Here is a 23,460-nt window from a genome sequence, read left to right on the forward strand (position 1 = left end):
CAGCCCCGGGCAGGGGCTGTCCGGGCTCCTATTCGCCCGCTTGGAAGCCCAGCGCCTCGGTGGCCGTCGGATTCAGCAGGATTCCCACGACGGCCACCGCGGCCAGGGCCAGGGCCACGCCGGCGACGGCCATCGCCCCGCCGGCGGTCCACAGGTTCCAGGCCACCGGCAGGGCCAGCAGCTGGGTGATCAGCGTCGGGCCGCGGCTCCAGCGGCGGCCCAGGCGCAGCCCGCGCGCCGCGAACAGGGGCAGCGCGGCGACGAGGATCCAGGTGATCCCGCCCGCCTCCGCCTGCCGTACGGAGTCGACGTCGCCGGCGACGCCCATGTACAGCATGTAGACGCCGAGGCCGGCCAGGGCCAGTCCCTCCAGCGCGGTGAGCGCGGCGGCCGCGGTCAGCCGGCGGGGCAGCGCGGTGGGGGTGGCGGGCGCGGTGGGACTGGGCTTCTTACTCACCCCTGCAGGGTAGCCGCGCGCCGCGCGGCCCCGGAGGGGACGGCCAGTATGGGCGGCGTATGAACGGGTCGGTAGGCTGGCGCCCATGCGTGCACTTCTCGTGGCCAACCCAGCAGCGACGACCACCAGCGCGCGCACGCGCGACGTCCTGACCCACGCCCTGGCCAGCGAGATGAAGCTGGAGGCGGTCACCACCGAGTACCGCGGCCACGCCCGGGACCTGGGGCGCAGGGCCGCCGAGACCGGGATCGACCTGGTGGTCGCGCTGGGCGGTGACGGCACCGTCAACGAAGTGGTCAACGGCCTGCTGCACGAGGGGCCCGATCCGGACCGGCTGCCCGGCCTCGCCGTGGTCCCCGGCGGCTCCACCAATGTGTTCGCCCGCGCGCTCGGCCTGCCCAACGACGCGGTCGAGGCGACCGGCGCGCTGCTGGACGCGCTGCGGGAGCGGCGCGAGCGGACGGTCGGCCTGGGGCTGGCGGCCGGTACGCCGGGTACCGAGGACGAGTCGGTGCCGGCGCGCTGGTTCACCTTCTGCGCGGGCCTCGGCTTCGACGCGGGCGTGGTGGGCCGGGTCGAGCAGCAGCGGGAACGGGGCAAGCGTTCGACGCACGCCCTCTATGTACGACAGCTGATGCGCCAGTTCTGGGAAGAGCCCAACCGGCGGCACGGTACGGTCACGCTGGAGCGCCCCGGCGCGGATCCGGTGACCGACCTGGTGCTGTCGATAGTGTGCAACACGTCACCCTGGACGTATTTGGGCAATCGTCCGCTTTATGCCTCTCCGGAGGCGTCGTTCGATACCGCACTTGACGTATTGGCGCTCGACCGTTTGTCAACTCCGGCGGTCGCCCGGTACGCGACACAGCTCCTGACCTCGACTCCTGAGCGCGGTCCGCACGGCAAGCATGCGGTGTCTCTGCACGATCTGACGGACTTCACCTTGCATTCGAAGGTTCCGCTTCCGTTCCAGATGGACGGAGACCACCTCGGTCTGCGTACCAGCGTTCGGTTCACAGGCGTACGCCGTGCACTGCGTGTGATTGTGTGAGCGGAAGGGCCCAAAGTCCTTTCACTCGAACGTTTACACGCCGGTCCACCCCCACGAAGTAGGGCTGTGACCTAGTAGACACCGACGAATCAAAAAAAACTTTCCGGAAGGGGTTGTATCCCCGTCCGAGGTTTGCGAATCTCTACATGGCGATCGGGACAGCCCGCAGAACCCGGCACCCACACAGACCGCCAGAACCCCTCCACGAATCTCCGGCCTCCCAGGGCGAGCTTTTGACCAAACTGGGTGGTCTCCCTTCCCTCACGGGGGGATTCGTGAAAGCGTTCACATTCACAAGCAACCTGCCCGCAATACAAGGAGATGGAGCAGCCATGGACTGGCGTCACAACGCCGTTTGCCGCGAGGAAGACCCGGAACTCTTCTTCCCCATCGGCAACACCGGTCCTGCCCTGCTGCAGATCGAGGAAGCCAAGGCCGTCTGCCGCCGTTGCCCCGTCATGGAGCAGTGCCTGCAGTGGGCGCTCGAGTCCGGTCAGGACTCCGGCGTCTGGGGCGGTCTCAGCGAGGACGAGCGCCGCGCGATGAAGCGCCGCGCCGCTCGCAATCGGGCGCGCAACGCAACCGCCTGACATCGACTTTCGAGCCTCGAGCCGCAGCGCGTAGTACCCATATAAGCGCTCAGCAACGTGCTCTCGAACCCCGTACCGAAAACCATTCGGTACGGGGTTCAGTGCTGTCCGGAGCCCATGGCGTCACGGTGAGTGACCAGGCCGGAGCTCCCGCCCGTCTACTTCTGCGGGCTCGCCGGTATGTCGAGGACCACCTTGGTGCCGCGCGGCTCGGCCGGGACCATGTCGAAGGTTCCCCCGAGCTCGCCCTCCACGAGGGTCCGTACGATCTGCAGCCCGAGGTTGCCGGCCCGCTGGGGGTCGAAGCCCTCGGGCAGGCCGCAGCCGTCGTCGACCACCGAGATCAGCAGCCGGGCATCGGCCCGGCCGGTGCCGGAGCGGGCCGCCGACACCTCCACGGTGCCGCCCTCCCCCTGGGTGAAGGCGTGTTCCAGGGCGTTCTGCAGGATCTCCGTCAGCACCATCGACAGCGGGGTGGCGACCTCCGCGTCCAGGATCCCGAAGCGGCCGGTGCGCCGGCAGGCGACCTTGCCCGGGGAGATCTCGGCGACCATCGCGATCACGCGGTCGGCGATCTCGTCGAACTCGACGCGCTCGTCGAGGTTCTGGGAGAGCGTCTCGTGCACGATCGCGATCGAACCGACGCGGCGGACGGCCTCGTTCAGCGCCTCGCGCCCCTGCGGCGAATCCATCCGGCGGGCCTGGAGGCGCAAGAGCGCCGCCACCGTCTGGAGGTTGTTCTTCACCCGGTGGTGGATCTCCCGGATGGTCGCGTCCTTCGTGATCAATTCACGTTCGCGACGGCGCAGTTCCGTGACGTCGCGGCACAGGACCAGGGAACCGATCCGGGTCCCCTTGGGCTTGAGCGGGATGGCGCGCAGCTGGATGACCCCGCCGCTGCCCTCGGCCTCGGTCTCCCGCGGCGCCCAGCCGCTGGCGAGTTTGACCAGGGCCTCGTCCACCGGGCCGCGGGACGGGGCGAGTTCGGAGGTGATGTTGCCCAGGTGCTGGCCGACCAGGTCGGAGGCGAGGCCGAGGCGGTGGTAGGCGGAGAGCGCGTTCGGGGACGCGTAGGTGACCACCCCGTCGGCGTCCAGCCGGATCAGGCCGTCCCCGACGCGCGGGGAGGCGTCCATGTCGACCTGCTGCCCGGGGAACGGGAAGGAGCCCGCGGCGATCATCTGGGCCAGGTCGGAGGCGGACTGGAGGTAGGTGAGCTCCAGCCGGCTGGGTGTACGCACGGTGAGCAGGTTGGTGTTGCGGGCGATCACGCCCAGGACCCGGCCCTCGCGGCGCACGGGGATCGACTCGACGCGGACCGGGACCTCCTCGCGCCACTCCGGGTCGCCCTCGCGCACGATGCGGCCCTCATCGAGGGCGGCGTCGAGCAGCGGGCGGCGGCCGCGCGGGACCAGGTGGCCGACCATGTCGTCCTGGTACGAGGTGGGGCCGGTGTTCGGGCGCATCTGCGCGACGGAGACGTACCGGCTGCCGTCCAGGGTGGGGACCCACAGCACCAGGTCGGCGAAGGAGAGGTCGGAGAGCAGCTGCCACTCCGAGACCAGCAGATGGAGCCACTCCAGGTCGGTTTCACTGAGAGCGGTGTGCTGGCGTACGAGGTCGTTCATGGAGGGCACGTGGCGAGCGTACCCCGGGTATGGGCCACGACTTTCCTCAGCGCGATACCGCGGAGTATCCACCGGAGCCCGGTTCCGCGTAGGCTTGGAGGAAGTGACGGGAAGTTGGGCCCCGGCATTGGATGGACAGAACAGATTGGTCTAGTCCACAATTGCATCAGACTTCCGCCCTCCCCGCACAGGAGGACGGATCGAGGTAAGACGCGCGTTCTGCCCTGACCGCGCGAACACCTCCCCAAACGGCTGCCGGGCACCGCACACCCGCCGGCCGTAAGTACTCCGGGCTACGGTGCCGACGGGCTGAGGGTCCCGCTCGGCACCGTGGCCCAGAGGAATCCCGCGCCGGATCCCGCGCCCGCGCCGTTCGCACCGCCCACATCGCCCGCGCCGCCCACGTCACCGGCCTCGCGCGCGCCGCCCGCCGCCGTCACGGCCAGGCGAGCATGGCCCTCTCCGCCACCGCCTCCAGCTCCCGCCTGCTCGCGCCGTCGCGCGACTGCTGGGACATCCCCTGGAGCACCGCCGCCGCGTAGCGCGCGAGCGTCCGCGCGTCCGTGCCCGCGGGCAGGGCTCCCGCGGCCACATCGGCCCCGATCCGGCTCTCGAACATCGCCAGGGTGGCCTCGCGCCGCTCGCGCAGCGCCTCCGCGACCTCCTCCGAGGTGGTGTTGACGGCCGCGCTGATCACCATGCAGCCCCGCGGGTGGGCCGGGTCGGTGTAGATCTCGGCCGCCTCGCGCAGGACGCGCCCCACGGCCGCGCGGGCGGTGGGCTCCTCGGCGAGGGCGATGACCGCGAACTCCGCGTACCGCCCGCCGTACACCACCACGACCTCGTCGAAGAGCTTGCGCTTGTCGCCGAAGGCGGCGTAGAGGCTCGGCGCGCTGATCCCGAGCGAGGCGGTCAGGTCGGAGATCGACGTCGCCTCGTAGCCGTGCTCCCAGAAGGCGAACATCGCCTTGCCGAGTGCCGCGTCGCGGTCGAAGGAGCGGGGCCTGCCGCGCTGTCCGGTCACCATGCACGCATTCTATAGCGCTCGCTACTGAATCTGGTACGGTCCCTTTCTGTAGCGACCACTATTGAAAGGGGGGCGCGCCATGGGCGTGCTCGACGGAAAGACGGCACTGGTCACGGGCGGCAGCCGGGGCATCGGGAGGGCCGTCTCGCAGCGGCTCGCCCGGGACGGGGCACTGGTCGCGGTGGCCTACGGGAGGAACGAGGCGGCGGCCAAGGAGACCGTGGACGCCATCGAGGCGGCCGGGGGCCGCGCCTTCGCGGTAGGGGCGGAGCTGGGGGTCCCGGGCGACGCACAGGCGCTCTGGGCGGCGTACGCGGCCCATCCGCTGGCCACCGAGGAGGTGGACGTCCTGGTGAACAACGCGGGCGGGGCGGCCTTCGCGGACATCGCCTCGACGGACGAGGAGACCTACGACCGGGCGCACGCGCTCAACGCGAAGGCGCCGTTCTTCGTGATCAAGCACGGGCTGGCGCGGCTGCGGGACGGCGGCCGGATCGTGAACGTGACGGGCACCCCGGACATCGCGCTGCCGGCGATCCTCGCCACGGTCATGGCCAAGGGCGCCGTGAACGCGATGACGGTCTCGCTGGCCGCCGAGCTCGCGCCGCGGAACATCACGGTGAACTCGGTGGGCCCCGGGATCACCGCGACCGACCTGAACGCGGACTGGCTCGCGGACCCGGGGGCCCGCGCGCACGCCGCCTCCCGGTCCGTCTTCCACCGCGTCGGGGTCCCGGAGGAGGTCGCGGACGTGGTCGCCTTCCTCGCCTCCCCCGACTCCCGCTGGGTCACGGGCCAGCACCTTTCCGCGACGGGCGGCCTGCAGCTGGCGCTGCTGTAGCGGGGCCGCCGCCCCTTCCCGCCGCCGCCACCCGGAGCGGCAGCGGGGTCCTTGTTCTGCTGGGCCGCGAGGATCTGGCGCGGGGCGTCGAGCGTGGACTCGACGACCGAGATCATGTCCAGCGCGTAGGAGGGGGACCCCGGGTCCAGCAGGTCGAAGGAGGCGAGCGCGAAGGTGGACAGCGGCTGGTTCAGCGCCACGTCCTGCTGGGGGTCGACGGGGAGGCGGATCGTGCGGCCCCCGGCCTCGGGGGCGAAAGCCCTGTCTTTCGGCCCCGCGCGGCGGAGCGGGCCCTTCCGACCCCGAAAACACCGCCCCCACCCCTACACGTTGATCCCACTCCGCATTGATCCGGGCCTGAGGCTGGGATGCTTGGCTGAGTCAGGGAAACGGGGACAAGTGGACACGGGGAGCTACGAAGACGTGGAAGACAGGGTGCGGGTGGTCATCGCCGAGGATTCAGTGCTGCTGCGCGAGGGCCTGACCCGGTTGCTGACCGACCGGGGGCATGACGTCGTGGCGGGCGTCGGGGACGCGGAAGCCCTGATCAAGACGGTGGCGGAGCTGGCGGCGGAGAACGCGCTGCCGGACGTGGTGGTGGCCGATGTGCGGATGCCGCCGACGCACACCGACGAAGGGGTGCGGGCCGCCGTGCGGCTGCGGCGCGACCACCCCGGCATAGGCGTGCTCGTGCTGTCGCAGTACGTGGAGGAGCAGTACGCCACCGAACTGCTGGCCGGTTCCAGCACCGGGGTGGGGTATCTGCTGAAGGACCGGGTCGCCGATGTCCGGGAGTTCCTGGACGCCGTCGTGCGCGTGGCCCGGGGCGGCACCGCTCTGGACCCCGAGGTCGTGGCACAGCTGCTCGGCCGCAGCCGCAAGCAGGACGTGCTGGCCGGGCTGACCCCGCGCGAGCGCGAGGTGCTCGGGCTGATGGCCGAGGGGCGGACCAATTCCGCCGTGGCCAAACAGCTGGTGGTGAGCGACGGAGCGGTGGAGAAGCACGTCAGCAACATCTTCATGAAGCTGGGCCTGTCACCGAGTGACGGGGATCACCGGCGCGTGCTGGCCGTCCTCACCTACCTAAGATCTTGATCAACTGACACCCTGTCAGGTAAGGCCGGATTCGGACAGACCGTCTCTGTGGGCGGTCCAGAAAATGAGCATCCAGGGGCAGCAATCCCTACGGACGTAGGGTTGACCTTGGGCAGTGCTCACGCCTCGAAGGAGGTCCAGTTCAGTGACCAGCCAGGTCAGTAGCCCAGCCGAGCAGTCCGACGGGGCCGAAAGCGCGATCGTCGGCGAACAGCGGACGCCCCCGGGCCCGAACGGTGACAACCCGGACGGAGCGGGCGCCTCCGGCGCCGCCGGCGGCCCCGGCAAGGAAGTACGCCGACTCGATCGGGTGATCATTCGGTTCGCGGGTGACTCGGGTGACGGAATGCAGCTCACCGGTGACCGTTTCACTTCGGAGACCGCTTCCTTCGGGAACGATCTGTCGACGCTGCCGAACTTTCCGGCCGAGATCAGGGCGCCCGCCGGGACGCTGCCGGGTGTGTCCTCGTTCCAGCTGCATTTCGCCGATCACGACATCCTGACGCCGGGTGACGCCCCGAACGTGCTGGTCGCGATGAATCCGGCCGCTCTGAAGGCGAACATCGCGGACGTGCCGCGCGGCGCGGACATCATCGTGAACACCGACGAGTTCACGAAGCGTCCGATGGCGAAGGTCGGCTACGACTCCTCCCCGCTGGAGGACGGCACCCTGGACGCCTACAACGTCCACCCGGTGCCGCTGACCACCCTGACCGTCGAGGCGCTGAAGGACTTCGGGCTCTCCCGCAAGGAGGCCGAGCGCAGCAAGAACATGTTCGCGCTGGGTCTGCTGTCGTGGATGTATCACCGGCCGACGGAGGGTACGGAGAGGTTTCTGCGGCAGAAGTTCGCGAAGAAGCCGCAGATCGCCGAGGCGAACGTGGCCGCTTTCCGGGCGGGCTGGAACTTCGGGGAGACCACCGAGGACTTTGCCGTCTCCTATGAGGTGGCGCCGGCGACGCGTGCTTTCCCCGCGGGTACCTACCGCAATATTTCGGGGAATCTGGCTTTGTCTTACGGGCTGATCGCGGCGGGCCGGCAGGCTGACCTGCCGCTCTACCTGGGTTCGTATCCGATCACTCCGGCCTCCGACATCCTGCACGAGCTGAGCCGGCACAAGAACTTCGGGGTGCGGACCTTCCAGGCCGAGGACGAGATCGCCGGGATCGGCGCGGCCCTGGGCGCGGCCTTCGGCGGGGCCCTGGCCGTGACCACCACCTCCGGGCCCGGTGTGGCTTTGAAGTCGGAGACGATCGGGCTGGCGGTGTCGCTGGAGCTGCCGCTGCTGATCGTGGACATCCAGCGCGGCGGCCCCTCCACCGGTCTGCCCACCAAAACCGAGCAGGCCGATCTGCTGCAGGCCATGTACGGGCGCAACGGTGAAGCACCCGTCCCGATCGTGGCCCCCCGCACCCCGGCCGACTGCTTCGACGCGGCACTGGACGCCGCCCGGATCGCCCTGACCTACCGCACCCCGGTGTTCCTGCTGTCCGACGGCTACCTCGCCAACGGCTCCGAACCCTGGCGGATCCCCGACGTCGCCGACCTCCCCGACCTCACCGTCCAGTTCGCCTCCGGCCCCAACCATGAGCTCGCGGACGGCACCGAAGTGTTCTGGCCCTACAAACGCGACCCCCACACCCTGGCCCGCCCCTGGGCCGTCCCCGGCACCCCCGGCCTCGAACACCGCATCGGCGGCATCGAAAAACAGGACGGCACCGGCAACATCTCCTACGACCCCGCCAACCACGACTTCATGGTCCGCACCCGACAAGCCAAAATCGACGGCATCCACGTCCCCGACCTGGAAGTCGACGACCCGGACCAGGCGCGGACCCTGGTGATCGGCTGGGGCTCCACCTACGGCCCCATCACCGCCGCCGTACGCCGCCTGCGGATCGCGGGTGTCCCCATCGCCCAGGCCCACCTGCGCCACCTCAACCCCTTCCCCAGGAATCTGGGCGAGGTCCTGGGGCGTTACGACAAGGTAGTGGTGCCGGAGATGAACCTCGGGCAGCTCGCCACCCTCCTGAGGGCCAAATACCTGATCGACGCACAGTCGTACAACCAGGTCAACGGCATGCCCTTCAAGGCCGAGCAGCTCGCCACGCATCTCAAGGAGGCCATCAATGACTGAGGCACCCACCCTGCTCTCCCTCGTCCCCAAAGCCACCGCGAAACAGTCCATGAAAGACTTCAAATCCGACCAGGAAGTCCGCTGGTGCCCCGGCTGCGGCGACTACGCCGTCCTCGCCGCCGTCCAGGGCTTCATGCCCGAACTCGGCCTGGCCAAAGAGAACATCGTCTTCGTCTCCGGCATCGGCTGCTCCTCCCGCTTCCCGTACTACATGAACACCTACGGGATGCACTCCATCCACGGCCGCGCCCCCGCCATCGCCACCGGACTCGCCTCCTCCCGCCGCGACCTGTCCGTCTGGGTCGTCACCGGCGACGGCGACGCCCTGTCCATCGGCGGCAACCACCTCATCCACGCCCTGCGCCGCAACGTCAACCTCAAGATCCTCCTCTTCAACAACCGGATCTACGGGCTCACCAAAGGCCAGTACTCACCCACCTCCGAAGTCGGCAAGATCACCAAATCCACGCCGATGGGCTCCCTCGACGCCCCGTTCAACCCGGTCTCCCTGGCCATCGGCGCGGAGGCCTCCTTCGTGGCACGGACCGTCGACTCCGACCGCAAACACCTCACCGAAGTCCTGCGCGCCGCCGCCGACCACCAGGGCACAGCCCTCGTGGAGATCTACCAGAACTGCAACATCTTCAACGACGGCGCCTTCGAAGTCCTCAAAGACCACGAACAGGCCCAGGAAGCGGTGATCCGCCTCGAACAGGGGCAGCCGATCCGCTTCGGCACCGACCACACCAAAGGCGTCGTCCGCGACGTGACCACCGGGGACCTGGAAGTCGTCACCGTCACCCCGGACAACGAGCACCGGATCCTGGTCCACGACGCATCCACCGCCTCACCGACCAACGCCTTCGCACTCTCCCGGCTCGCCGACCCCGACACGCTGCACCGGACGCCCATCGGCGTCTTCCGCAACGTGCGCCGGCCCGTCTACGACACCCTCATGGCCGAACAACTCGAAACAGCCGTAGAACGCAACGGCAAGGGCGATCTGGGTGCGCTGCTGAGCGGCAACGACACCTGGACCGTCGTCGGCTGAGTCCGCCGAGCCGTCGGGACGTGTACGACCGAAGCCCGGACCTCCTCGTGGAGGCCCGGGCTTCCGCATCTCCGAGCGTGTGCCACCACCGCCCCCACCAGCTTACTTTCCAAAAGTTAGCGCTTCCCGTACGGTAGTGACAGGCCCCGCCCCCGAGGCCGCCGCACGAAGGAGACCCCCATGAGCATCGTCGTCACCGGAGCCACCGGAGCCCTCGGCCGCCTCGTCGTCGAGGAGCTGCTGACCCGCGTCCCCGCCGACCGGATCGCGGCCGTCGTGCGCGACGCCGCCAAGGCCGCGGACCTCGCCGAGCGCGGCGTCGAGCTGCGGGTCGCCGACTACGACGACCCCGCGAGCCTGGCCCGCGCCTTCCGGGCCGGCGACCGGGTGCTGCTGGTCTCCGGCAACGAGATCGGCCGCCGGATCGCCCAGCACACCGCCGTCCTGAAGGCCGCGCGCGCCGCCGGGGTCGCCCAGCTCGCCTACACCGGGATCCTCGGCGGACCCGAGGCCGACTTCGAATTGGCGGCGGAGCACCGCGCCACCGAGCAGGCCATCCTCGACTCCGGGATCCCGTACACCTTCCTGCGCAACGGCTGGTACCACGAGAACTACACCCGCGACCTGACCTCCCACCTGGAGCGGGGCGCGCTGGTGGGCAGCGCGGGCGAGGGCCGTGTCGCTTCCGCGGCCCGCGCGGACTACGCGGCCGCCGCGGCCGTGGTGCTGACCGGCGAGGGCCACCTGAACCGGGCCTACGAGCTCTCCGGGGACGCCTCCTGGAGCCTCGCGGAGTACGCCGCGGAGCTGTCGGCCCAGTCGGGCCGCGAGGTCGCGTACACCGAGCTCACGCCCGAGGCGCACCGGGCCGTCCTGACCGCCGCCGGGCTCCCGGAGGGCTTCGCGGCGGTGTTCGCGGACGTGGACGCGGCGATCCGGCGCGGCCGGCTGGGCTCCACGGACGGCGACCTGGCCCGGCTCATCGGGCGCCCGACGACTCCGGTGTCCGGGGCGATCGCCGACGCGCTCGCCGCCGCGCGCCGGTAGACCCCTCCGGCGGCCCGGTGGCCCGGCGCCGGCGCCGGGCCGGCGGCGACCGGTACCGCAAGTGTCATGAGCATCTCCCACTGACGCTGATGACATCCGGCGCGTACGGCGCTACCGTCTTGAGGTTGGCTGAATCTCACTGGAGGCCCCGTGAAGGCGGAGAACGAGCAGCGCACGGGTCTGCTCTACGGATTCGGCGCCTACGGGATGTGGGGCGTCGTACCCCTCTTCTGGCCACTCCTGCAGCCGGCCGGCGCGATCGAGATCCTCGCCCACCGCATGGTGTGGTCCCTGGGCGCGGTCGGCCTGGCCCTGCTCGTCCTGCGCCGCTGGAGCTGGATGGGAGAGCTGCTGCGCCAGCCCCGCAAGCTGGCGCTCCTCGTGGCCGCCGCCGCCCTGATCACCGTGAACTGGGGCGTGTACATCTGGTCCGTCAACAACGGCGCGGTGGTCGAGGCCAGCCTCGGCTACTTCATCAACCCCCTGGTCACCATCGCGCTCGGCGTCATCCTCCTCGGCGAACGGCTGCGCCGCCGGCAGTGGGCGGCGGTCGGCATCGGCGTGGCCGCCGTGCTGGTGCTGGCCGTCGGCTACGGCCGGCCGCCGTGGATCTCGCTCGTGCTGGCCTTCTCGTTCGCCGCGTACGGGCTGATCAAGAAGAAGCTCAACATGGGCGGCCTGGAATCGCTGACCGCCGAGACCGTGCTGCTCTTCCTGCCCGCCCTCGGCTACCTGCTGTGGCTCAGCTGGCAGGGCCAGTCGACCTTCGCCTCCCAGGGATCGGGGCACTCCGCGCTGCTCGCCTCCACCGGGCTGGTCACCGCGATCCCGCTGGTCTGCTTCGGGGCGGCCGCGATCCGGGTACCGCTGTCCACCCTCGGACTGCTGCAGTACACGGCCCCCGTCTTCCAGTTCGGGCTCGGCGTCCTGTACTTCCACGAGGCCATGCCGCCCGCCCGCTGGGCCGGTTTCTCCCTGGTCTGGGTCGCCCTGTCGATCCTCACCTGGGACGCCCTGCGCTCCGCCCGCCGCAACCGCGCCCTGCGGCTCGGGGCCCTTCCGGTGGGCGGCCCGGCCGGCGCGAAGGCCACTGCCACCACCACTGCCACTGCCACCGCCACCACTGCCACCGCCGCTGTCACCGCCGAGGCCAAGGCCCCGGCGGGCGCCGCGTAGACCTGCCCCACAGGCGCCGCGCGGAGCGTCCCACAGGCGCTGCGCGGCCCGTCCCGCAGGCGCCGCGCGGGCCCGTCCCGTAGGCCCGCAGCCGCACCCGTCGATCCCCGCCCCGGAGTTCCGGAGCGGGGATCGTCCGGTTTCCGAACCAACCTGACCGGATTGTGTTCTTGACGGACAGTCATTCTCTCCTCGAACATCAGGCTCGCACTGACGCACGACGCACTGCCGTACCCACGCAGTAGCGCCGCCGCACAGGCACGCTCACCCGCGCCACCCGCACGTTCCGCACAATCCCCAGTACGGAATCCCGGAGCCCCCACATGAGCCTGTCCGTTTCCCGGCGTCTGGCCGCCGTGACCGCCATCGCGGTCGCGGGCCTGTTCGCCGCCACCGCTCCCGCCGCGCTCGCCTCGCCGGCCTCGGTCGCCGCGGCGCCGACGCCGCCCGACATCCCGGTCGCCAACGTCAAGGCGCACCTGACGCAGTTGCAGTCCATAGCCGCCGCCAACGGCGGCAACCGCGCACACGGCAAGACCGGCTACAAGGCCTCGATCGACTACGTGAAGGCCAAGCTGGACGCGGCCGGTTTCACGACCACCCTGCAGACCTTCACCTCCAGCGGTGCGACCGGCTACAACCTGATCGCCGACTGGCCGGGCGGCGACCCCAACTCGGTCCTGATGTCCGGTGCGCACCTGGACTCGGTGTCCTCCGGTGCGGGCATCAACGACAACGGCTCCGGCAGCGCGGCCGTCCTGGAGACCGCGCTGGCCGTCTCCCAGGCCGGCCTCACGCCCACGAAGCACCTGCGCTTCGGCTGGTGGGGCGCGGAGGAGCTGGGCCTGGTCGGGTCGAAGTACTACGTCAACAACCTGCCGACCGCGGAGCGCGCGAAGTTCGCCGGGTACCTGAACTTCGACATGATCGGCTCGCCGAACCCGGGCTACTTCGTCTACGACGACGACCCGACCATCGAGCAGACCTTCAAGAACTACTACGCGGGCCTCGGCGTCCCGACCGAGATCGAGACGGAGGGCGACGGCCGCTCCGACCACGCGTCCTTCAAGAACGTCGGCATCCCCGTCGGCGGCCTGTTCACCGGCGCCAGCAACAGCAAGACGGCGGCCCAGGCCCAGAAGTGGGGCGGCACCTCGGGTCAGGCCTTCGACCGCTGCTACCACTCGTCCTGCGACAACACGTCGAACATCAACGACACCGCCCTGGACCGCAACGCGGACGCCATCGCCTACGCGATCTGGAACCTCGGGTTCGCCGTCCCGGTCCCGCCGGGCCCGTCCTTCGAGAACACGGCGGACGTGAGCATCCCGGACTCCCCCGCCGCCGCGGTGACCTCGTCGATCACGGCCTCGGGCGTCACGGGCAATGCCCCGGCCACCACCAAGGTCGATGTGAACATCGTCCACACCTACCGCGGTGACCTGGTGGTCGACCTGGTCGCCCCCGACGGCACCGTCTACAACCTGCACAACCGCACCGGCGGCAGCGCCGACAACCTCGTGCAGTCCTACACCGTCAACGCCTCCTCCGAGGTGGCGAACGGGGTCTGGAAGCTCCGGGCCAAGGACGGGGCGGCGCAGGACGTCGGCTACATCAACAGCTGGAAGATCACCTTCTAGGAAGGTCATCTCCAGGGAGGATCCGCCCCTCCGGCGTCCGATGGTCTGATCGGAGGATGCCGGAGCTCCTCATCGCCCTGCTGGGCCTGCTCGGCCAAGCCGCCGCCGTCAACCCCGCACTCCTCGTGCGCAGACGGCGGCGGCGCCGGCGGCTCGCGGACCACGCGCAGGGCAGGGCCGTCCTCGTCCCCGCCGATCTGCGGCTCCACCCGGACGAGGCCCCGATGGTGCTACGCGTCCTGCGCGCCGCCCCGTAGCGAGGCCGGCAGGGGGTCCTGGATCCGGGCCCGCAGCTCCTCCGCGACCGCCTCGACATCGGCGCGCCCCAGCTTCGCGGCCTCCACCAGATCGCCGAGCTCCTCCGGCGAGGGCAGCTGCTTGGCCCCGGCGACGCGCAGGTACGAGCGGGTCGCGGCGGCGGCGTAGAACTCGTTCATCGGGGATTCCAGCGCCGGGCACACCGCGAGGGTGTGCAAAAAAGCGGCGGCCCGCCACGCGGTATCCGGGGCGGGCTGCTCGGGCACCAGGACGAGGTCGTTCTGGTGCCGGGCCACGGCTGCGGCCACTCCGGACGGATCCCATACGGCGGGATCGGACGGGAGATGGTGGGCCAGAGCGGTCCAGGCCCACTCCATGGTGATCTTCAATGCCCGAACCGCTCCTGGAAGTAGCCCCAGTGGTCGGCGAACTCCTCGATCCCGGACAGGAAGTTCTTCCGGTCCTCGTCGAGTTCGCGTTCCGTGACTTCGGTGATCAGCGCGGTGACCGTTGTCCCCAGCGCCGCCGCGCGCGCCTTGAGGCGTTCGTGGAACTCTTCTTCCAGGCGGATGGTGACGTGTCTCGACATGCTTTTCACGGTACAGCGGGCTTGCTGTACGCAGGGGCGGAACGGCGGAAGGGTGGGCAGGGACACAGTGTCCCTGCCCACCCTTCCGTCGTGCGGCGGCCGGAGCGCGGTTACTTGTTCGCGTCGGCGGCCTTCACGAGCTCGTCCTTGGTGACCGCTCCGACGTAGACCTTGCCGTCGTCCGTGATCAGGGCGTTGACCACGCGGGTCTTGAAGATGCGGCCCTCGCCGAACTTCCCGGAGACCTTGTCGCCGAGGGTGTCGAGGAACTGCTTGGCCTCCTTGGGGGCCTTGCCGTCCTTCGCCGCGCCCTCGAGGTCCTTGAGGCCGTTGGCCTGGCCGGTGTCGATCCGCGCGATCGAGGTCCAGCCCTCGCCGAGCACCTTCATGCCGCCCTTGTCGGCGCCGACACCGGCGCCGCCGGTGAGGGCGTCCAGGCCCGGGATGGACCCGAGGGCGCCGCCCAGGCCCTTGTCTCCCTTGTCACCCTTGTCGCCCTTGCCGTGCTCCCCGCCGCCCTCGTTCACCTTGGCGTCCTTGGGCGGGGTGAAGGCGAAGGTGTCGGCGGCGGGCTTGGCGAAGTCCACCTTGGTGAAGCCGGCGTCCAGGATCGGCTTGCCGCCGTCGGTGGACAGCAGCTGGACCCGCAGCGGCACGCCGTTCTTGGCGTCCACCGCGATCTTCACCGAGGCGACCGTGGATCCGGACGCCTTCGGCTTCAGGACCAGCTGGTAGGCGTCGCGGCCGGCCACCTGGGCCGTGTCGCCGACGCTGACGTCCGTGGTCGGGCCGGCGGCCTCCAGGACCTCCTTGGCGATCTCCTGCGGGGTGGCGCCGAGCCGGTCGCCGGTCTTGCGCTCGGAGCTCTTGCCCGCCTCCGCCGGGGCCTTCTCGTGGAAGGCCTCCTTGGACTTGGAGTCGTATCCCCAGACGTCGTCGCCGTTGTGGACGAGGGTGTACTCGTCCTTGCCGTCGACGAAGGTGAGCTTCTGCCGGTCCGGGCCGTCCGCGGCCACCCGGAAGGTGTGGGTGCCGCTCGCCAGCTGCGCGACCTTGTCCTGCGGGTCGGCGGAGCCACCCGTGACGCCGCCACCGCCGAGCAGGCCGGAGGCCAGGGTCGGCAGGCCGAGGTCCGTGCTGATCTTGGCGCTGCCGGACAGCTGCTCGACGTCCGAAGCGGCGATCTTCTCGATGAGCTGCTGCGCCGTGATCTTCGGCAGGTCCGGGCCACCGGAGTTCGCGAAGGCCGGAACCATCGCGATCGTGCCGGCGACCACACCGAACACCGCGACCGGTACGGCGTACCGAGCGGCCTTGCGGGTCTTTGAGTTCGTTGCCATGTCTGTCTGCCCTACCTCTGTGTGTACGGCGGCGACCTACCCGTCTTGCGTGTACACGTCCACCCCGCGCCGCCACTCTCACCCGATCTGGTGGGGATGTGCCTCTATCTGACCAAACCCGAGGGGGTGAAGGCGTCAACCCCCGGAGCCAACTGTGCCTACGCCCCAGGGATGACAAAACGCGGGCCCGGCCTCCCCCACCCGTAGGGGATGCCGGGCCCGCGCCTCTGCCTTAGGTCCGGGTCCGCCGGTCCGCGCCGGGCGTCAGCCCGCGCGGTGGACCACCGCGTCGCACAGCTCCACCAGCGCCGACTTCGCGAAGCACTCCGGCAGCGGGGCCAGCGTGGCCCGCGCCTCCTCCGCGTAGCGGACGGTGTCCCGGCGGGCCTGCTCCAGGGCGGGGTGGGAGCGCAGCCGGGTCAGGGCCTCGGCGTGGCGGGCGTCGTCCGTCAGGTCGCCGTCCAGGAGCGCCACGAGGTCCAGGTCGTCCGGGTTCCCGTCGCGGGCGGCCATCTCGCGCAGCCTCAGCACCGGCAGCGTCGGGATGCCCTCGCGCAGGTCGGTGCCCGGGGTCTTGCCGGACTCGTGCGCGTCGGAGGCGATGTCGAGGACGTCGTCGGCGAGCTGGAACGCCAGGCCGAGGCGCTCCCCGTACTGGGTGAGGACGTCGACGACCATCTCGTCGGCGCCGGACATCAGCGCGCCGAAGCGGCAGGAGACGGCGACCAGCGAACTGGTCTTGCCGGCCATCACGTCCAGGTAGTGCGCGACCGGGTCGCGGCCGTCGCGCGGACCGGCCGTCTCCAGGATCTGGCCCGTCACCAGCCGCTCGAAGGCCTCGGCCTGGATCCGTACGGCCTCGGGCCCGAGGTCCGCCAGGATGTGCGAGGCGCGGGCGAACAGGAAGTCACCCGTCAGGACGGCCACGGAGTTGCCCCAGCGGGCGTTCGCGCTGTCCACGCCGCGGCGCACGTCCGCCTCGTCCATGACGTCGTCGTGGTAGAGCGTCGCCAGGTGGGTCAGCTCCACGACGACGGCGGAGGGCACGATTCCGGGCGCGTAGGGATCGCCGAATCGGGAGGCGAGCATCACCAGCAGCGGCCGGAACCGCTTGCCTCCGGCGCGCACGAGGTGCTGCGCGGCCTCGGTGATGAAGGGGACTTCGCTCTTGGTGGCTTCCAGCAGACCCGCCTCGACGGCGGCCAGTCCGGCCTGGACATCGGTCTCAAGAGCCTGGTCCCGCACGCTCAGTCCGAACGGCCCGACGACGGTCACGAGGGGTACTCCTGTCTGCTGACGATCACGTTGACGATCACATGGATTGTCGATGTGTCGCTGCCATCACTCAAGCCAGCGTATCGGGTCTGTTTTCGATCACCCAGGGCGGCTGCCCGGTCACTACCCGAGCAGTGCCCGATGCACACCGGTATGTTCTTGAGGAGCCGAAACAACCGGAGAATACGTTTTGTCCAGAACTGCGACCGATATAGACGAGCCCCCGGACCCGGAGGCTGACCCGGAGGCGGACCAGCCGCCGCCCGGCGACGACCACGCCTTCCTCGGGCACCCCAGGGGCCTGGCCACGCTCTCCGGACTGGAGGTCTGGGAGCGCTTCTCGTTCCTGGGCATGCAGGCCATCCTCGTCCTCTACTTCGCGGACACGGTGGCCCATGGCGGCCTGGGGATGAACCCGGGCACCGCGGCCTCCGTCTCGGCGGCCTACGGGACCATGGTCTACCTCGTCTCCGTCGCCGGCGGTTGGCTCGCCGACCGGATCCTCGGTTCGTACCGCGCCGTGCTGTGGGGCGGCATCCTCATCGCCTGCGGCCACTACGCCATGGCCGTGCCGACCGCCGCCATGACCTGGGTGGGCCTCGGCCTGATCAGCGCCGGCACCGGACTGCTCAAGCCGAACGTGGCCAGCATGGTCGGCAAGCTGTACAAGACGGACGACGAGCGGCGCGACGCCGGGTTCGCCCTCTACTACATGGGCATCAACATCGGCGCCTTCGCCGGCCCGCTGATCACCGCCTGGCTCGGTGAGCACAAGGGCTGGCACTGGGGCTTCTCGGCCGCCGCCATCGGCATGACCGCGGGACTCATCCAGTACGTCCTCGGCCGCCGCCACCTGGCCGGACGCAAGCACTCCGCCGAGTTCGCGCTCGCGCCCGACGCGATGCGCGCGGCAGTGACGAAGATCATCGCGGGGCTCGTGCTCTTCGCCGCGCTCGCCACCCTTCTGGCGGTACTCGGCTGGCTGACGATGGGCCGGTTCGTCGACCTGCTCACCCTGGTCTCGGTGATCGCGCCGATCGTCTACTTCGCGGTCATGTTCCGCAGCCCCCGGGTGACGGGCGAGGAGCGGGGGCGGCTGCGCCCGTACGTCGTGCTCTTCCTGGCCTCGGTCGCCTTCAACTTCATCCTCTTCCAGGCGTACTCGACGATGATGCTGCTCGCCTCGACGAACGCCCGCACCGAGATCCTCGGCTTCACCTTCCCGGCCGGCTGGTACGCCTCCGCCCTCGGCGCCTTCGAGGTGCTGCTGGCCCCCGTCGTCGCCGCGCTGTGGGTCCGGATGGGCCCCCGCCAGCCGCACGCCTCCAACAAGATCGCCATCGGCGTGGTCCTGGGCGGCCTGTCCTTCCTCCTGATGGTCATCCCGACCTCGGGGCACTCCGGGGACACCTACAAGATGGCCGCCTGGTGGATCATCGGCTCCTACCTGCTGCTCGGACTCGGTGACGTCCTGCTGGAGACCTCGGGCATGTCGGCCACCACGAAGCTCGCCCCGAAGGCCTTCGCCAGCCAGACCATGGCCCTGTGGTTCCTGTCCCTCGCCCTGGCCAACGGCATCCAGGCACAGGTGGTCAAGCTCTACGGCAAGGTCTCCAACCCCGCGTACTTCGGCGTCAACGGCGCCATCGCGATCGCGGTGGGGCTGGCCGTGATCGCGCTCGCCCCCTGGCTGAAGCGCACGATGCACCCCGTCCACTGACCGTCCGCTGCCCGCCCGCCGAGGTGATTGGTGGTCAAGAACCGATGATCGTCCGTACCGATTTCCCCTACGGAACCACCCGCGAGGACGTCCGCATCCCCCTCCGGGACGGCACCGAGCTGTACGCGCGCATCTGGCGCCCGGTCACGGACGAGCCCGTCCCGGCCCTGCTGGAGTACCTCCCGTACCGCCTCACCGACTGGACCGCCCCGCGCGACTGGCAGCGCCACCCCTGGTACGCGGGCCACGGCTACGCCTCCGTCCGGGTCGACGTGCGCGGCCACGGCTGCAGCGGCGGCGACCCGGGCGACGAGTACGACGCCCAGGAGCTGGCCGACGGTGTCGCGGTCGTCGAATGGCTGGCGGCCCAGCCCTGGTGCACGGGGTCCGTGGGCATGTTCGGGATCTCCTGGGGCGGCTTCAACAGCCTCCAGATCGCCGCCCTCGCCCCCGAACCCCTCAAGGCGATCGTCACGGTCTGCTCCACGGACGACCGCTTCGACAACGACGTCCACTACATGGGCGGTTCCCTCCTCGCCGTGGACATGCACGCGTGGGCGGCGACCATGCTCGCCTTCGCCTCCCGCCCGCCGGACCCCCTCTACGCGGGCGGCGGCTGGCGCGAGCAGTGGCTCTCGCGGCTCGGCGCGGTCGAACCCCTCGTCCACACCTGGCTCTCCCACCAGACCCGCGACGCGTACTGGCGCCACGGCAGCGTCTGCGAGGACTACGGCGCGATCGGCGCGGCCGTCCTGGCCGTCGGCGGCTGGCACGACCCGTACCGCGACACCGTCCTGCGGCTGGTCGCCGCACTCCCCGCCGACCGCGTCCGGGGCCTGATCGGCCCCTGGTCGCACCAGTACCCCGACCGGGGGCTGCCGCCGGGCCCCGCCATCGGCTTCCTCCAGGAGACCCTGCGCTGGTGGGACCACTGGCTCAAGGGCAAGGACACCGGCGTCATGTCCGAACCCCTCCTCCGCTCCTGGATCTCCGAATCGCACCCGCCGGCGACCACCTACGCGACCCTGCCGGGCCGCTGGGTCGGCGACCCGTCCTGGCCCTCCCCGAACGTCGACCCGGTCACCTACGCCTTCCAGGGCGCGCCGGTGGTCGTGGCCTCCCCGCAGCACACGGGCCTGGACGCGGGCCGCTTCTTCCCCTTCGGCAACGACGCGGACCTGCCGCCGGACCAGCGGGAGGAGGACGCGAAGTCGGCGTGCTTCGAGTTCCCCGTCGGGCAGGGCTCCGGCCCGGTGGAGATCCTGGGCCGCCCCGTGGTCAGACTCCGCCTGCGCATGGACGTCCCGTACGGCCAGGTCGTGGCCCGCCTCTGCGACGTGGCCCCGGACGGCTCCTCGACGCTGGTCACCCGCGGCGTCCTGAACCTGTCCTCCCGACAAGGCCGGGACAAGGCGGTGCCATGGCCGGTGGGCTCGTACGAGGACGTCGCCTTCGAACTGAACGGCATCGGCCACTCCTTCCCACCGGGCCACCGCATCCGCGTCGCCCTGTCCTCGGCCTACTGGCCGTGGATCTGGCCACGGGCCGGCTCGGAGGCGGGCTGGACCCTGGACCCGGCGGGCAGCGCGGTGGAACTCCCGGTCCGCGATGCCCCTGCCGCGGTGGAACCGATCCTCTTCGAGGCCCCGGAGCAGTCGGAGCCGCTGGGCGTCGTCTACCCGGCCACACTGGACGAGCCGCGGCCGGAGCGGCTGGTCGTACGGGACGTGGCGCGGGGCGTATGGCGCCTGGAGGTCGACCCGCGCTACGGCGGAACCCGGGTCTACCCGGACGGCCTGGAGTTCAGCGAGGACGCGCTGGAGGTCTACGAGATCCAGGAGGCGGACCCCTTGTCGGCCCGCACCCACTCGACATGGACGGTACGGCTGCACCGGCCGGAGCTGGGCTGGGACGTGTCGGTGGTGACCCGCTCCGAAATCACCTGCGACGAGGGCGGCTTCCTGACGTCGAACGAGGTGGTGTGCCGGGAGGGCGACGAGGTCCTCTTCCACCGCACGTGGGAACGCCGACTGCCGCGCGCGGCCGTGTAGCCGGCCCGGGCCCCGGGGCGCCGCCCGGGGCCCGGCGGCCGCTCAGACGGCCTTGACGCCGGCCACGAATGTGGCGAAAGCGGTTGCGGTGAAGCCGAGCACCGGGCTGTCGTCACGCTTGGAGTCCCGGACGGGCACGACGCCGCGCGAGGCGACGAGGTTGGTGGCGACCTCGACGCACTGGCCGCCGTTCTCGCTGTAGGAGGAGGTGAACCAGCGGGGGGATTCGCTCATCACTCCGTGCCCTTCTGTTGGTCAGACAGCCTTGACGCCAGCCACGAATGTGGCGAAAGCGGTTGCGGTGAAGCCGAGCACCGGGCTGTCGTCACGCTTGGAGTCCCGGACGGGCACGACGCCGCGCGAGGCGACGAGGTTGGTGGCGACCTCGACGCACTGGCCGCCGTTGTCGCTGTAGGAGGAGGTGAACCAGCGGGGGGATTCGGTCGTCACGAGGTGCCCTTTCGTAGCTGATCGATCATGGCCACGGATGCCGCCTGGGTGCATGCCTCGGCCTGGAGCTGATGGTAGGCCGTCAGCATGGGCACCACCGAGTTGTTCTCCCGCTCCAGATGGCCCCGTTGGGCGGATTCCGCGTAGGACATGATCGAGCGGTCCGGCAGCGTCAACACGGTGACGGGCAGGTTGAAGGGCCGCCGCTCCCCCATGTCGAACGGTGCGACCTGGAGCACGGTGTTCGGCAGCTCGGCGAATTCGAGCAGGCGCGTGAACTGCTCCCTCATGACGTCGGGCCCGCCGAGGGGCCTCCGGATGCAGCTCTCGTCGAGCACCGCGAGGACCAGCGGCGGAGGGGTACCCAGAAGCACGGCCTGCCGGTCCGCGACGATTGCGATGCGCTCGGCCGCCTGCTTCGGGGTGATGGCCCCTCGTTTGACCGCGCTCTCGGCGAGGACCGTCGCGTACTCCGGGGTCTGGAGCAGACCGGGTATGACGCCCACCTCGTAGAGCCGGATCTCCACGGCCCGGCTCTCGTACCCGAGGAACTCGGGGAAGCCCTCCAGCAGGACCCCGTGCCGGATCTCGCGCCACTGGCGTTCGAACGTGTCCTCGGTTCCCGCGAGGCCGAACACCGCATCCGCACTTCGCACGAAACGCAGAGTCGAAATCTTGCGCCCGGTTTCCACCGCCGAGATGTGCGTACTGGAGAAGCCCATCCGTTTCCCGAGGCCCAACTGCGTCCATCCTCGCTCCTCCCGCGAGCTGCGCAGACGTGCCCCGAACGCCGCTTCGGGACCCTTCTCGGGGTTCAACTCCTTGCGATTCACAGGCCCGTGACCAACTTTCCGTTCCGTACTGGCAAGTTGAACTGTCCCCACGACCGCGCCACGCTGAACCCACCCAGTAGTGACTCCGCTACGCAGAGGAACGGCCATGTGTGGAATTCCAATTCCCCCTCCCCCCACCCCCGGAACCCTCGTGGTGGACACCAGTCGCGACGACCGGGTCGGGGAGTTCCGGGGGCTCGCCGGGCCGTACTGGGCGCTGCGGCCCGTGCGTGGCGGGCCCGAGTGGGAGGCGGAGCCGCGCGACGTACGCCTCCCCGACCCCATGGAGCGGCTCCGCGCGGAGACCGCCCGGCGCAACGCCCGGAGCACGGAGGGTCTGCTGTGAGGGACGACCCGCTCGCCGAGCTGCGGCGCATCGAGTCGGACCCCGCCTACCGGGCCCGCTTCCGCGCACTGCTGGACGCGGCGCTGGTCCGGCGGGCCGCCGCGGACGCGGCCCGGCGGATGCGGGGGGTGCTGGAGGCCCGTACGGCGGACGATGCCGCGGCCGCCGTGACCGTGACCCTCGGGGCGGTCGTCTGGACCTGCTGCCTGGCGTTCGCCGCGGCCCGGGGCGGGATCACGTGAGCGGCGGCAGCGCCCCGGCGTGCGGAGCCTCGGGCGCGCTGTCCGCCGTACACCTGGACGCGCTCGCGCGGTTGCCGCGCGGGGTACTCCTGGAGGTGCTCGGGGCCGGCCCGGAACTGCGGTGCTCCCTGGGGCGGCACGCCGGGCCGCACATGGACGTGCTCCACGAGGGCCCGGACCCGGGGTGCGCGATGTGGGCCCGCTGGCCCGGGGACGCGGTCCTCTCCCTCCCCGACTGCCCGGTGGGCGGCGCCGGCGAGGGCTGCGGACAGTACCTCTCCCACCCCGGCGGCCACACCTGGCAGCTCACGGACCCCGCCCCCTGAGGCTCCCGCCGGTCAGGCCGCGGCGTCGCCGCGTACGTAAGCGCGAGGGCCGGAGGTCCGGTTGCCCTCGTCGGCGACCGTGAAGTCGAACGAGCACGTATCGGCCGGCCGAGAACCCTGACTGAGGGTGCCCCCGGGCGCTGCCCGGGCCCGGTCCTCAAGCGCCGGACGGGCTGAGGGGCCCCGGGCTGCGCCCGAGGCCCCTGGGGCTCCGCCCCAGACCCCGCTCCTCAAACGCCGGAGGGGCTGGAGGTGGCCTCCGGCGGCCCGCACGTGCGCGCAGCGCACCG

The 23,460-nt window shown here is 70.7% G+C and carries 25 protein-coding genes and 1 pseudogene; 15 read left to right on the top strand and 11 right to left on the bottom strand.

Annotated features, from left to right (window positions below):
• Positions 1–28: 28 nt before the first annotated feature.
• Entirely contained in the window at positions 29–457 is a 429-nt protein-coding gene (locus tag DRB89_RS26050) for a hypothetical protein (RefSeq protein ID WP_112452124.1), read from the bottom strand.
• Between the two features lie 85 nt (positions 458–542).
• On the opposite strand from DRB89_RS26050, the gene DRB89_RS26055 reads away from it, so the two are divergent.
• Both DRB89_RS26055 and DRB89_RS26060 read left to right on the top strand, forming a co-directional pair.
• On the top strand, positions 543–1,508 hold the full coding sequence (locus tag DRB89_RS26055) for a diacylglycerol kinase family protein (RefSeq protein ID WP_112452123.1): 966 nt from the start codon (positions 543–545) through the stop codon (positions 1,506–1,508).
• A gap of 332 nt (positions 1,509–1,840) precedes the next feature.
• A complete protein-coding gene (locus DRB89_RS26060; protein WP_004937597.1) occupies positions 1,841–2,098 on the top strand; it encodes a WhiB family transcriptional regulator in 258 nt (85 codons plus the stop codon).
• Between the two features lie 158 nt (positions 2,099–2,256).
• Here the strand turns inward: DRB89_RS26060 and DRB89_RS26065 are convergent, their stop codons facing one another.
• Together DRB89_RS26065 and DRB89_RS26070 are read right to left on the bottom strand one after the other, a co-directional pair.
• Complete coding sequence (locus tag DRB89_RS26065; protein ID WP_204358109.1) at positions 2,257–3,726, bottom strand: PAS domain-containing sensor histidine kinase; 1,470 nt, start codon at positions 3,724–3,726, stop codon at positions 2,257–2,259.
• 436 nt (positions 3,727–4,162) lie between these two features.
• A complete protein-coding gene (locus DRB89_RS26070; RefSeq protein ID WP_112452121.1) occupies positions 4,163–4,753 on the bottom strand; it encodes a TetR/AcrR family transcriptional regulator in 591 nt (196 codons plus the stop codon).
• A 79-nt stretch (positions 4,754–4,832) separates the two neighbouring features.
• Here DRB89_RS26070 and DRB89_RS26075 point away from each other — a divergent pair, with 79 nt between their 5' ends.
• Positions 4,833–5,594 (top strand): SDR family oxidoreductase, encoded by a 762-nt coding sequence (locus DRB89_RS26075; protein ID WP_112452120.1) that lies wholly within the window; start codon positions 4,833–4,835, stop codon positions 5,592–5,594.
• A gap of 50 nt (positions 5,595–5,644) precedes the next feature.
• Here DRB89_RS26075 and DRB89_RS26080 read toward each other — a convergent pair.
• Positions 5,645–5,845 (bottom strand): annotated as a pseudogene (locus tag DRB89_RS26080) (DUF3516 domain-containing protein); the annotation flags it as partial.
• A 184-nt stretch (positions 5,846–6,029) separates the two neighbouring features.
• On the opposite strand from DRB89_RS26080, the gene DRB89_RS26085 reads away from it, so the two are divergent.
• From DRB89_RS26085 to DRB89_RS26115, 7 genes are all read left to right on the top strand, one after another.
• Positions 6,030–6,689, top strand: a complete 660-nt coding sequence (locus DRB89_RS26085; RefSeq protein ID WP_308313410.1) for a response regulator transcription factor — start codon at positions 6,030–6,032, stop codon at positions 6,687–6,689.
• A gap of 145 nt (positions 6,690–6,834) precedes the next feature.
• Positions 6,835–8,826, top strand: a complete 1,992-nt coding sequence (locus DRB89_RS26090; protein ID WP_112463436.1) for a 2-oxoacid:acceptor oxidoreductase subunit alpha — start codon at positions 6,835–6,837, stop codon at positions 8,824–8,826.
• Positions 8,819–9,877, top strand: a complete 1,059-nt coding sequence (locus DRB89_RS26095) for a 2-oxoacid:ferredoxin oxidoreductase subunit beta (protein ID WP_112450999.1) — start codon at positions 8,819–8,821, stop codon at positions 9,875–9,877. The genes DRB89_RS26090 and DRB89_RS26095 overlap by 8 nt, the downstream gene beginning before the upstream one ends.
• A 180-nt stretch (positions 9,878–10,057) precedes the next feature.
• A complete protein-coding gene (locus DRB89_RS26100; protein ID WP_112450998.1) occupies positions 10,058–10,924 on the top strand; it encodes an SDR family oxidoreductase in 867 nt (288 codons plus the stop codon).
• Positions 10,925–11,074: 150 nt separating this feature from the next.
• Positions 11,075–12,100 (top strand): EamA family transporter RarD, encoded by a 1,026-nt coding sequence (gene rarD / locus DRB89_RS26105; RefSeq protein ID WP_112450997.1) that lies wholly within the window; start codon positions 11,075–11,077, stop codon positions 12,098–12,100.
• 323 nt (positions 12,101–12,423) lie between these two features.
• Complete coding sequence (locus tag DRB89_RS26110; protein ID WP_112450996.1) at positions 12,424–13,740, top strand: M28 family metallopeptidase; 1,317 nt, start codon at positions 12,424–12,426, stop codon at positions 13,738–13,740.
• Positions 13,741–13,796: 56 nt separating this feature from the next.
• Positions 13,797–13,997 carry a hypothetical protein gene (locus DRB89_RS26115; protein ID WP_112450995.1) on the top strand — a complete coding sequence of 67 codons (201 nt, stop codon included), beginning with the start codon at positions 13,797–13,799 and terminating at the stop codon, positions 13,995–13,997.
• Here the strand turns inward: DRB89_RS26115 and DRB89_RS26120 are convergent.
• The 4 genes from DRB89_RS26120 to DRB89_RS26135 form a co-directional block, all read right to left on the bottom strand.
• Positions 13,971–14,387 (bottom strand): hypothetical protein, encoded by a 417-nt coding sequence (locus tag DRB89_RS26120; RefSeq protein WP_239516342.1) that lies wholly within the window; start codon positions 14,385–14,387, stop codon positions 13,971–13,973. The two genes, DRB89_RS26115 and DRB89_RS26120, sit on opposite strands and share 27 nt — an antisense overlap.
• Positions 14,384–14,587, bottom strand: a complete 204-nt coding sequence (locus DRB89_RS26125) for a ribbon-helix-helix domain-containing protein (protein ID WP_239516343.1) — start codon at positions 14,585–14,587, stop codon at positions 14,384–14,386. Before DRB89_RS26125 ends, DRB89_RS26120 begins: the two co-directional genes overlap by 4 nt.
• A 110-nt stretch (positions 14,588–14,697) precedes the next feature.
• On the bottom strand, positions 14,698–15,927 hold the full coding sequence (locus DRB89_RS26130) for a DUF2092 domain-containing protein (protein ID WP_112450993.1): 1,230 nt from the start codon (positions 15,925–15,927) through the stop codon (positions 14,698–14,700).
• Positions 15,928–16,191: 264 nt separating this feature from the next.
• On the bottom strand, positions 16,192–17,202 hold the full coding sequence (locus DRB89_RS26135) for a polyprenyl synthetase family protein (protein ID WP_112450992.1): 1,011 nt from the start codon (positions 17,200–17,202) through the stop codon (positions 16,192–16,194).
• 211 nt (positions 17,203–17,413) lie between these two features.
• Here DRB89_RS26135 and DRB89_RS26140 point away from each other — a divergent pair, with 211 nt between their 5' ends.
• A complete protein-coding gene (locus tag DRB89_RS26140; RefSeq protein WP_112453763.1) occupies positions 17,414–18,922 on the top strand; it encodes a peptide MFS transporter in 1,509 nt (502 codons plus the stop codon).
• A 44-nt stretch (positions 18,923–18,966) separates the two neighbouring features.
• Positions 18,967–20,973 carry a CocE/NonD family hydrolase gene (locus DRB89_RS26145; RefSeq protein WP_112450991.1) on the top strand — a complete coding sequence of 669 codons (2,007 nt, stop codon included), beginning with the start codon at positions 18,967–18,969 and terminating at the stop codon, positions 20,971–20,973.
• Between the two features lie 42 nt (positions 20,974–21,015).
• Here DRB89_RS26145 and DRB89_RS26150 read toward each other — a convergent pair whose 3' ends face one another.
• From DRB89_RS26150 to DRB89_RS26160, 3 genes are read right to left on the bottom strand one after another with little or no spacing between them, the layout of a single operon-like run.
• A complete protein-coding gene (locus DRB89_RS26150; protein ID WP_112450990.1) occupies positions 21,016–21,210 on the bottom strand; it encodes a DUF397 domain-containing protein in 195 nt (64 codons plus the stop codon).
• Between the two features lie 18 nt (positions 21,211–21,228).
• Positions 21,229–21,423 (bottom strand): DUF397 domain-containing protein, encoded by a 195-nt coding sequence (locus tag DRB89_RS26155; RefSeq protein ID WP_112450989.1) that lies wholly within the window; start codon positions 21,421–21,423, stop codon positions 21,229–21,231.
• A complete protein-coding gene (locus tag DRB89_RS26160) occupies positions 21,420–22,256 on the bottom strand; it encodes a helix-turn-helix transcriptional regulator (RefSeq protein ID WP_112450988.1) in 837 nt (278 codons plus the stop codon). Before DRB89_RS26160 ends, DRB89_RS26155 begins: the two co-directional genes overlap by 4 nt.
• A 106-nt stretch (positions 22,257–22,362) precedes the next feature.
• Between DRB89_RS26160 and DRB89_RS26165 the strand changes: the two genes are divergently transcribed.
• The 3 genes from DRB89_RS26165 to DRB89_RS26175 are packed head-to-tail and all read left to right on the top strand — an operon-like array spanning position 22,363 to position 23,170.
• Entirely contained in the window at positions 22,363–22,602 is a 240-nt protein-coding gene (locus DRB89_RS26165; protein ID WP_112450987.1) for a hypothetical protein, read from the top strand.
• The gene (locus DRB89_RS26170) at positions 22,599–22,844 is read left to right on the top strand and encodes a hypothetical protein (protein ID WP_112450986.1); all 246 of its coding nucleotides are present in this window, start codon (positions 22,599–22,601) and stop codon (positions 22,842–22,844) included. The genes DRB89_RS26165 and DRB89_RS26170 overlap by 4 nt, the downstream gene beginning before the upstream one ends.
• The gene (locus DRB89_RS26175; protein WP_112450985.1) at positions 22,841–23,170 is read left to right on the top strand and encodes a hypothetical protein; all 330 of its coding nucleotides are present in this window, start codon (positions 22,841–22,843) and stop codon (positions 23,168–23,170) included. Before DRB89_RS26170 ends, DRB89_RS26175 begins: the two co-directional genes overlap by 4 nt.
• Positions 23,171–23,460: the final 290 nt, after the last annotated feature.

This window comes from Streptomyces sp. ICC4 (assembly GCF_003287915.1).
Lineage (GTDB): Bacteria > Actinomycetota > Actinomycetes > Streptomycetales > Streptomycetaceae > Streptomyces > Streptomyces tritrimontium.

What these genes read in the sequence shown, in the direction of transcription:
- DRB89_RS26055 (WP_112452123.1), top strand. Translation starts at nt 543, where the DNA reads ATGCGTGCACTTCTCGTGGCCAACCCAGCAGCGACGACCACCAGCGCG.
- DRB89_RS26060 (WP_004937597.1), top strand. Translation starts at nt 1,841, where the DNA reads ATGGACTGGCGTCACAACGCCGTTTGCCGCGAGGAAGACCCGGAACTC.
- DRB89_RS26065 (WP_204358109.1), bottom strand. Translation starts at nt 3,726, where the DNA reads ATGAACGACCTCGTACGCCAGCACACCGCTCTCAGTGAAACCGACCTG.
- DRB89_RS26070 (WP_112452121.1), bottom strand. Translation starts at nt 4,753, where the DNA reads ATGGTGACCGGACAGCGCGGCAGGCCCCGCTCCTTCGACCGCGACGCG.
- DRB89_RS26075 (WP_112452120.1), top strand. Translation starts at nt 4,833, where the DNA reads ATGGGCGTGCTCGACGGAAAGACGGCACTGGTCACGGGCGGCAGCCGG.
- DRB89_RS26095 (WP_112450999.1), top strand. Translation starts at nt 8,819, where the DNA reads ATGACTGAGGCACCCACCCTGCTCTCCCTCGTCCCCAAAGCCACCGCG.
- DRB89_RS26100 (WP_112450998.1), top strand. Translation starts at nt 10,058, where the DNA reads ATGAGCATCGTCGTCACCGGAGCCACCGGAGCCCTCGGCCGCCTCGTC.
- DRB89_RS26110 (WP_112450996.1), top strand. Translation starts at nt 12,424, where the DNA reads ATGAGCCTGTCCGTTTCCCGGCGTCTGGCCGCCGTGACCGCCATCGCG.
- DRB89_RS26115 (WP_112450995.1), top strand. Translation starts at nt 13,797, where the DNA reads ATGCCGGAGCTCCTCATCGCCCTGCTGGGCCTGCTCGGCCAAGCCGCC.
- DRB89_RS26125 (WP_239516343.1), bottom strand. Translation starts at nt 14,587, where the DNA reads ATGTCGAGACACGTCACCATCCGCCTGGAAGAAGAGTTCCACGAACGC.
- DRB89_RS26130 (WP_112450993.1), bottom strand. Translation starts at nt 15,927, where the DNA reads ATGGCAACGAACTCAAAGACCCGCAAGGCCGCTCGGTACGCCGTACCG.
- DRB89_RS26145 (WP_112450991.1), top strand. Translation starts at nt 18,967, where the DNA reads ATGATCGTCCGTACCGATTTCCCCTACGGAACCACCCGCGAGGACGTC.
- DRB89_RS26165 (WP_112450987.1), top strand. Translation starts at nt 22,363, where the DNA reads ATGTGTGGAATTCCAATTCCCCCTCCCCCCACCCCCGGAACCCTCGTG.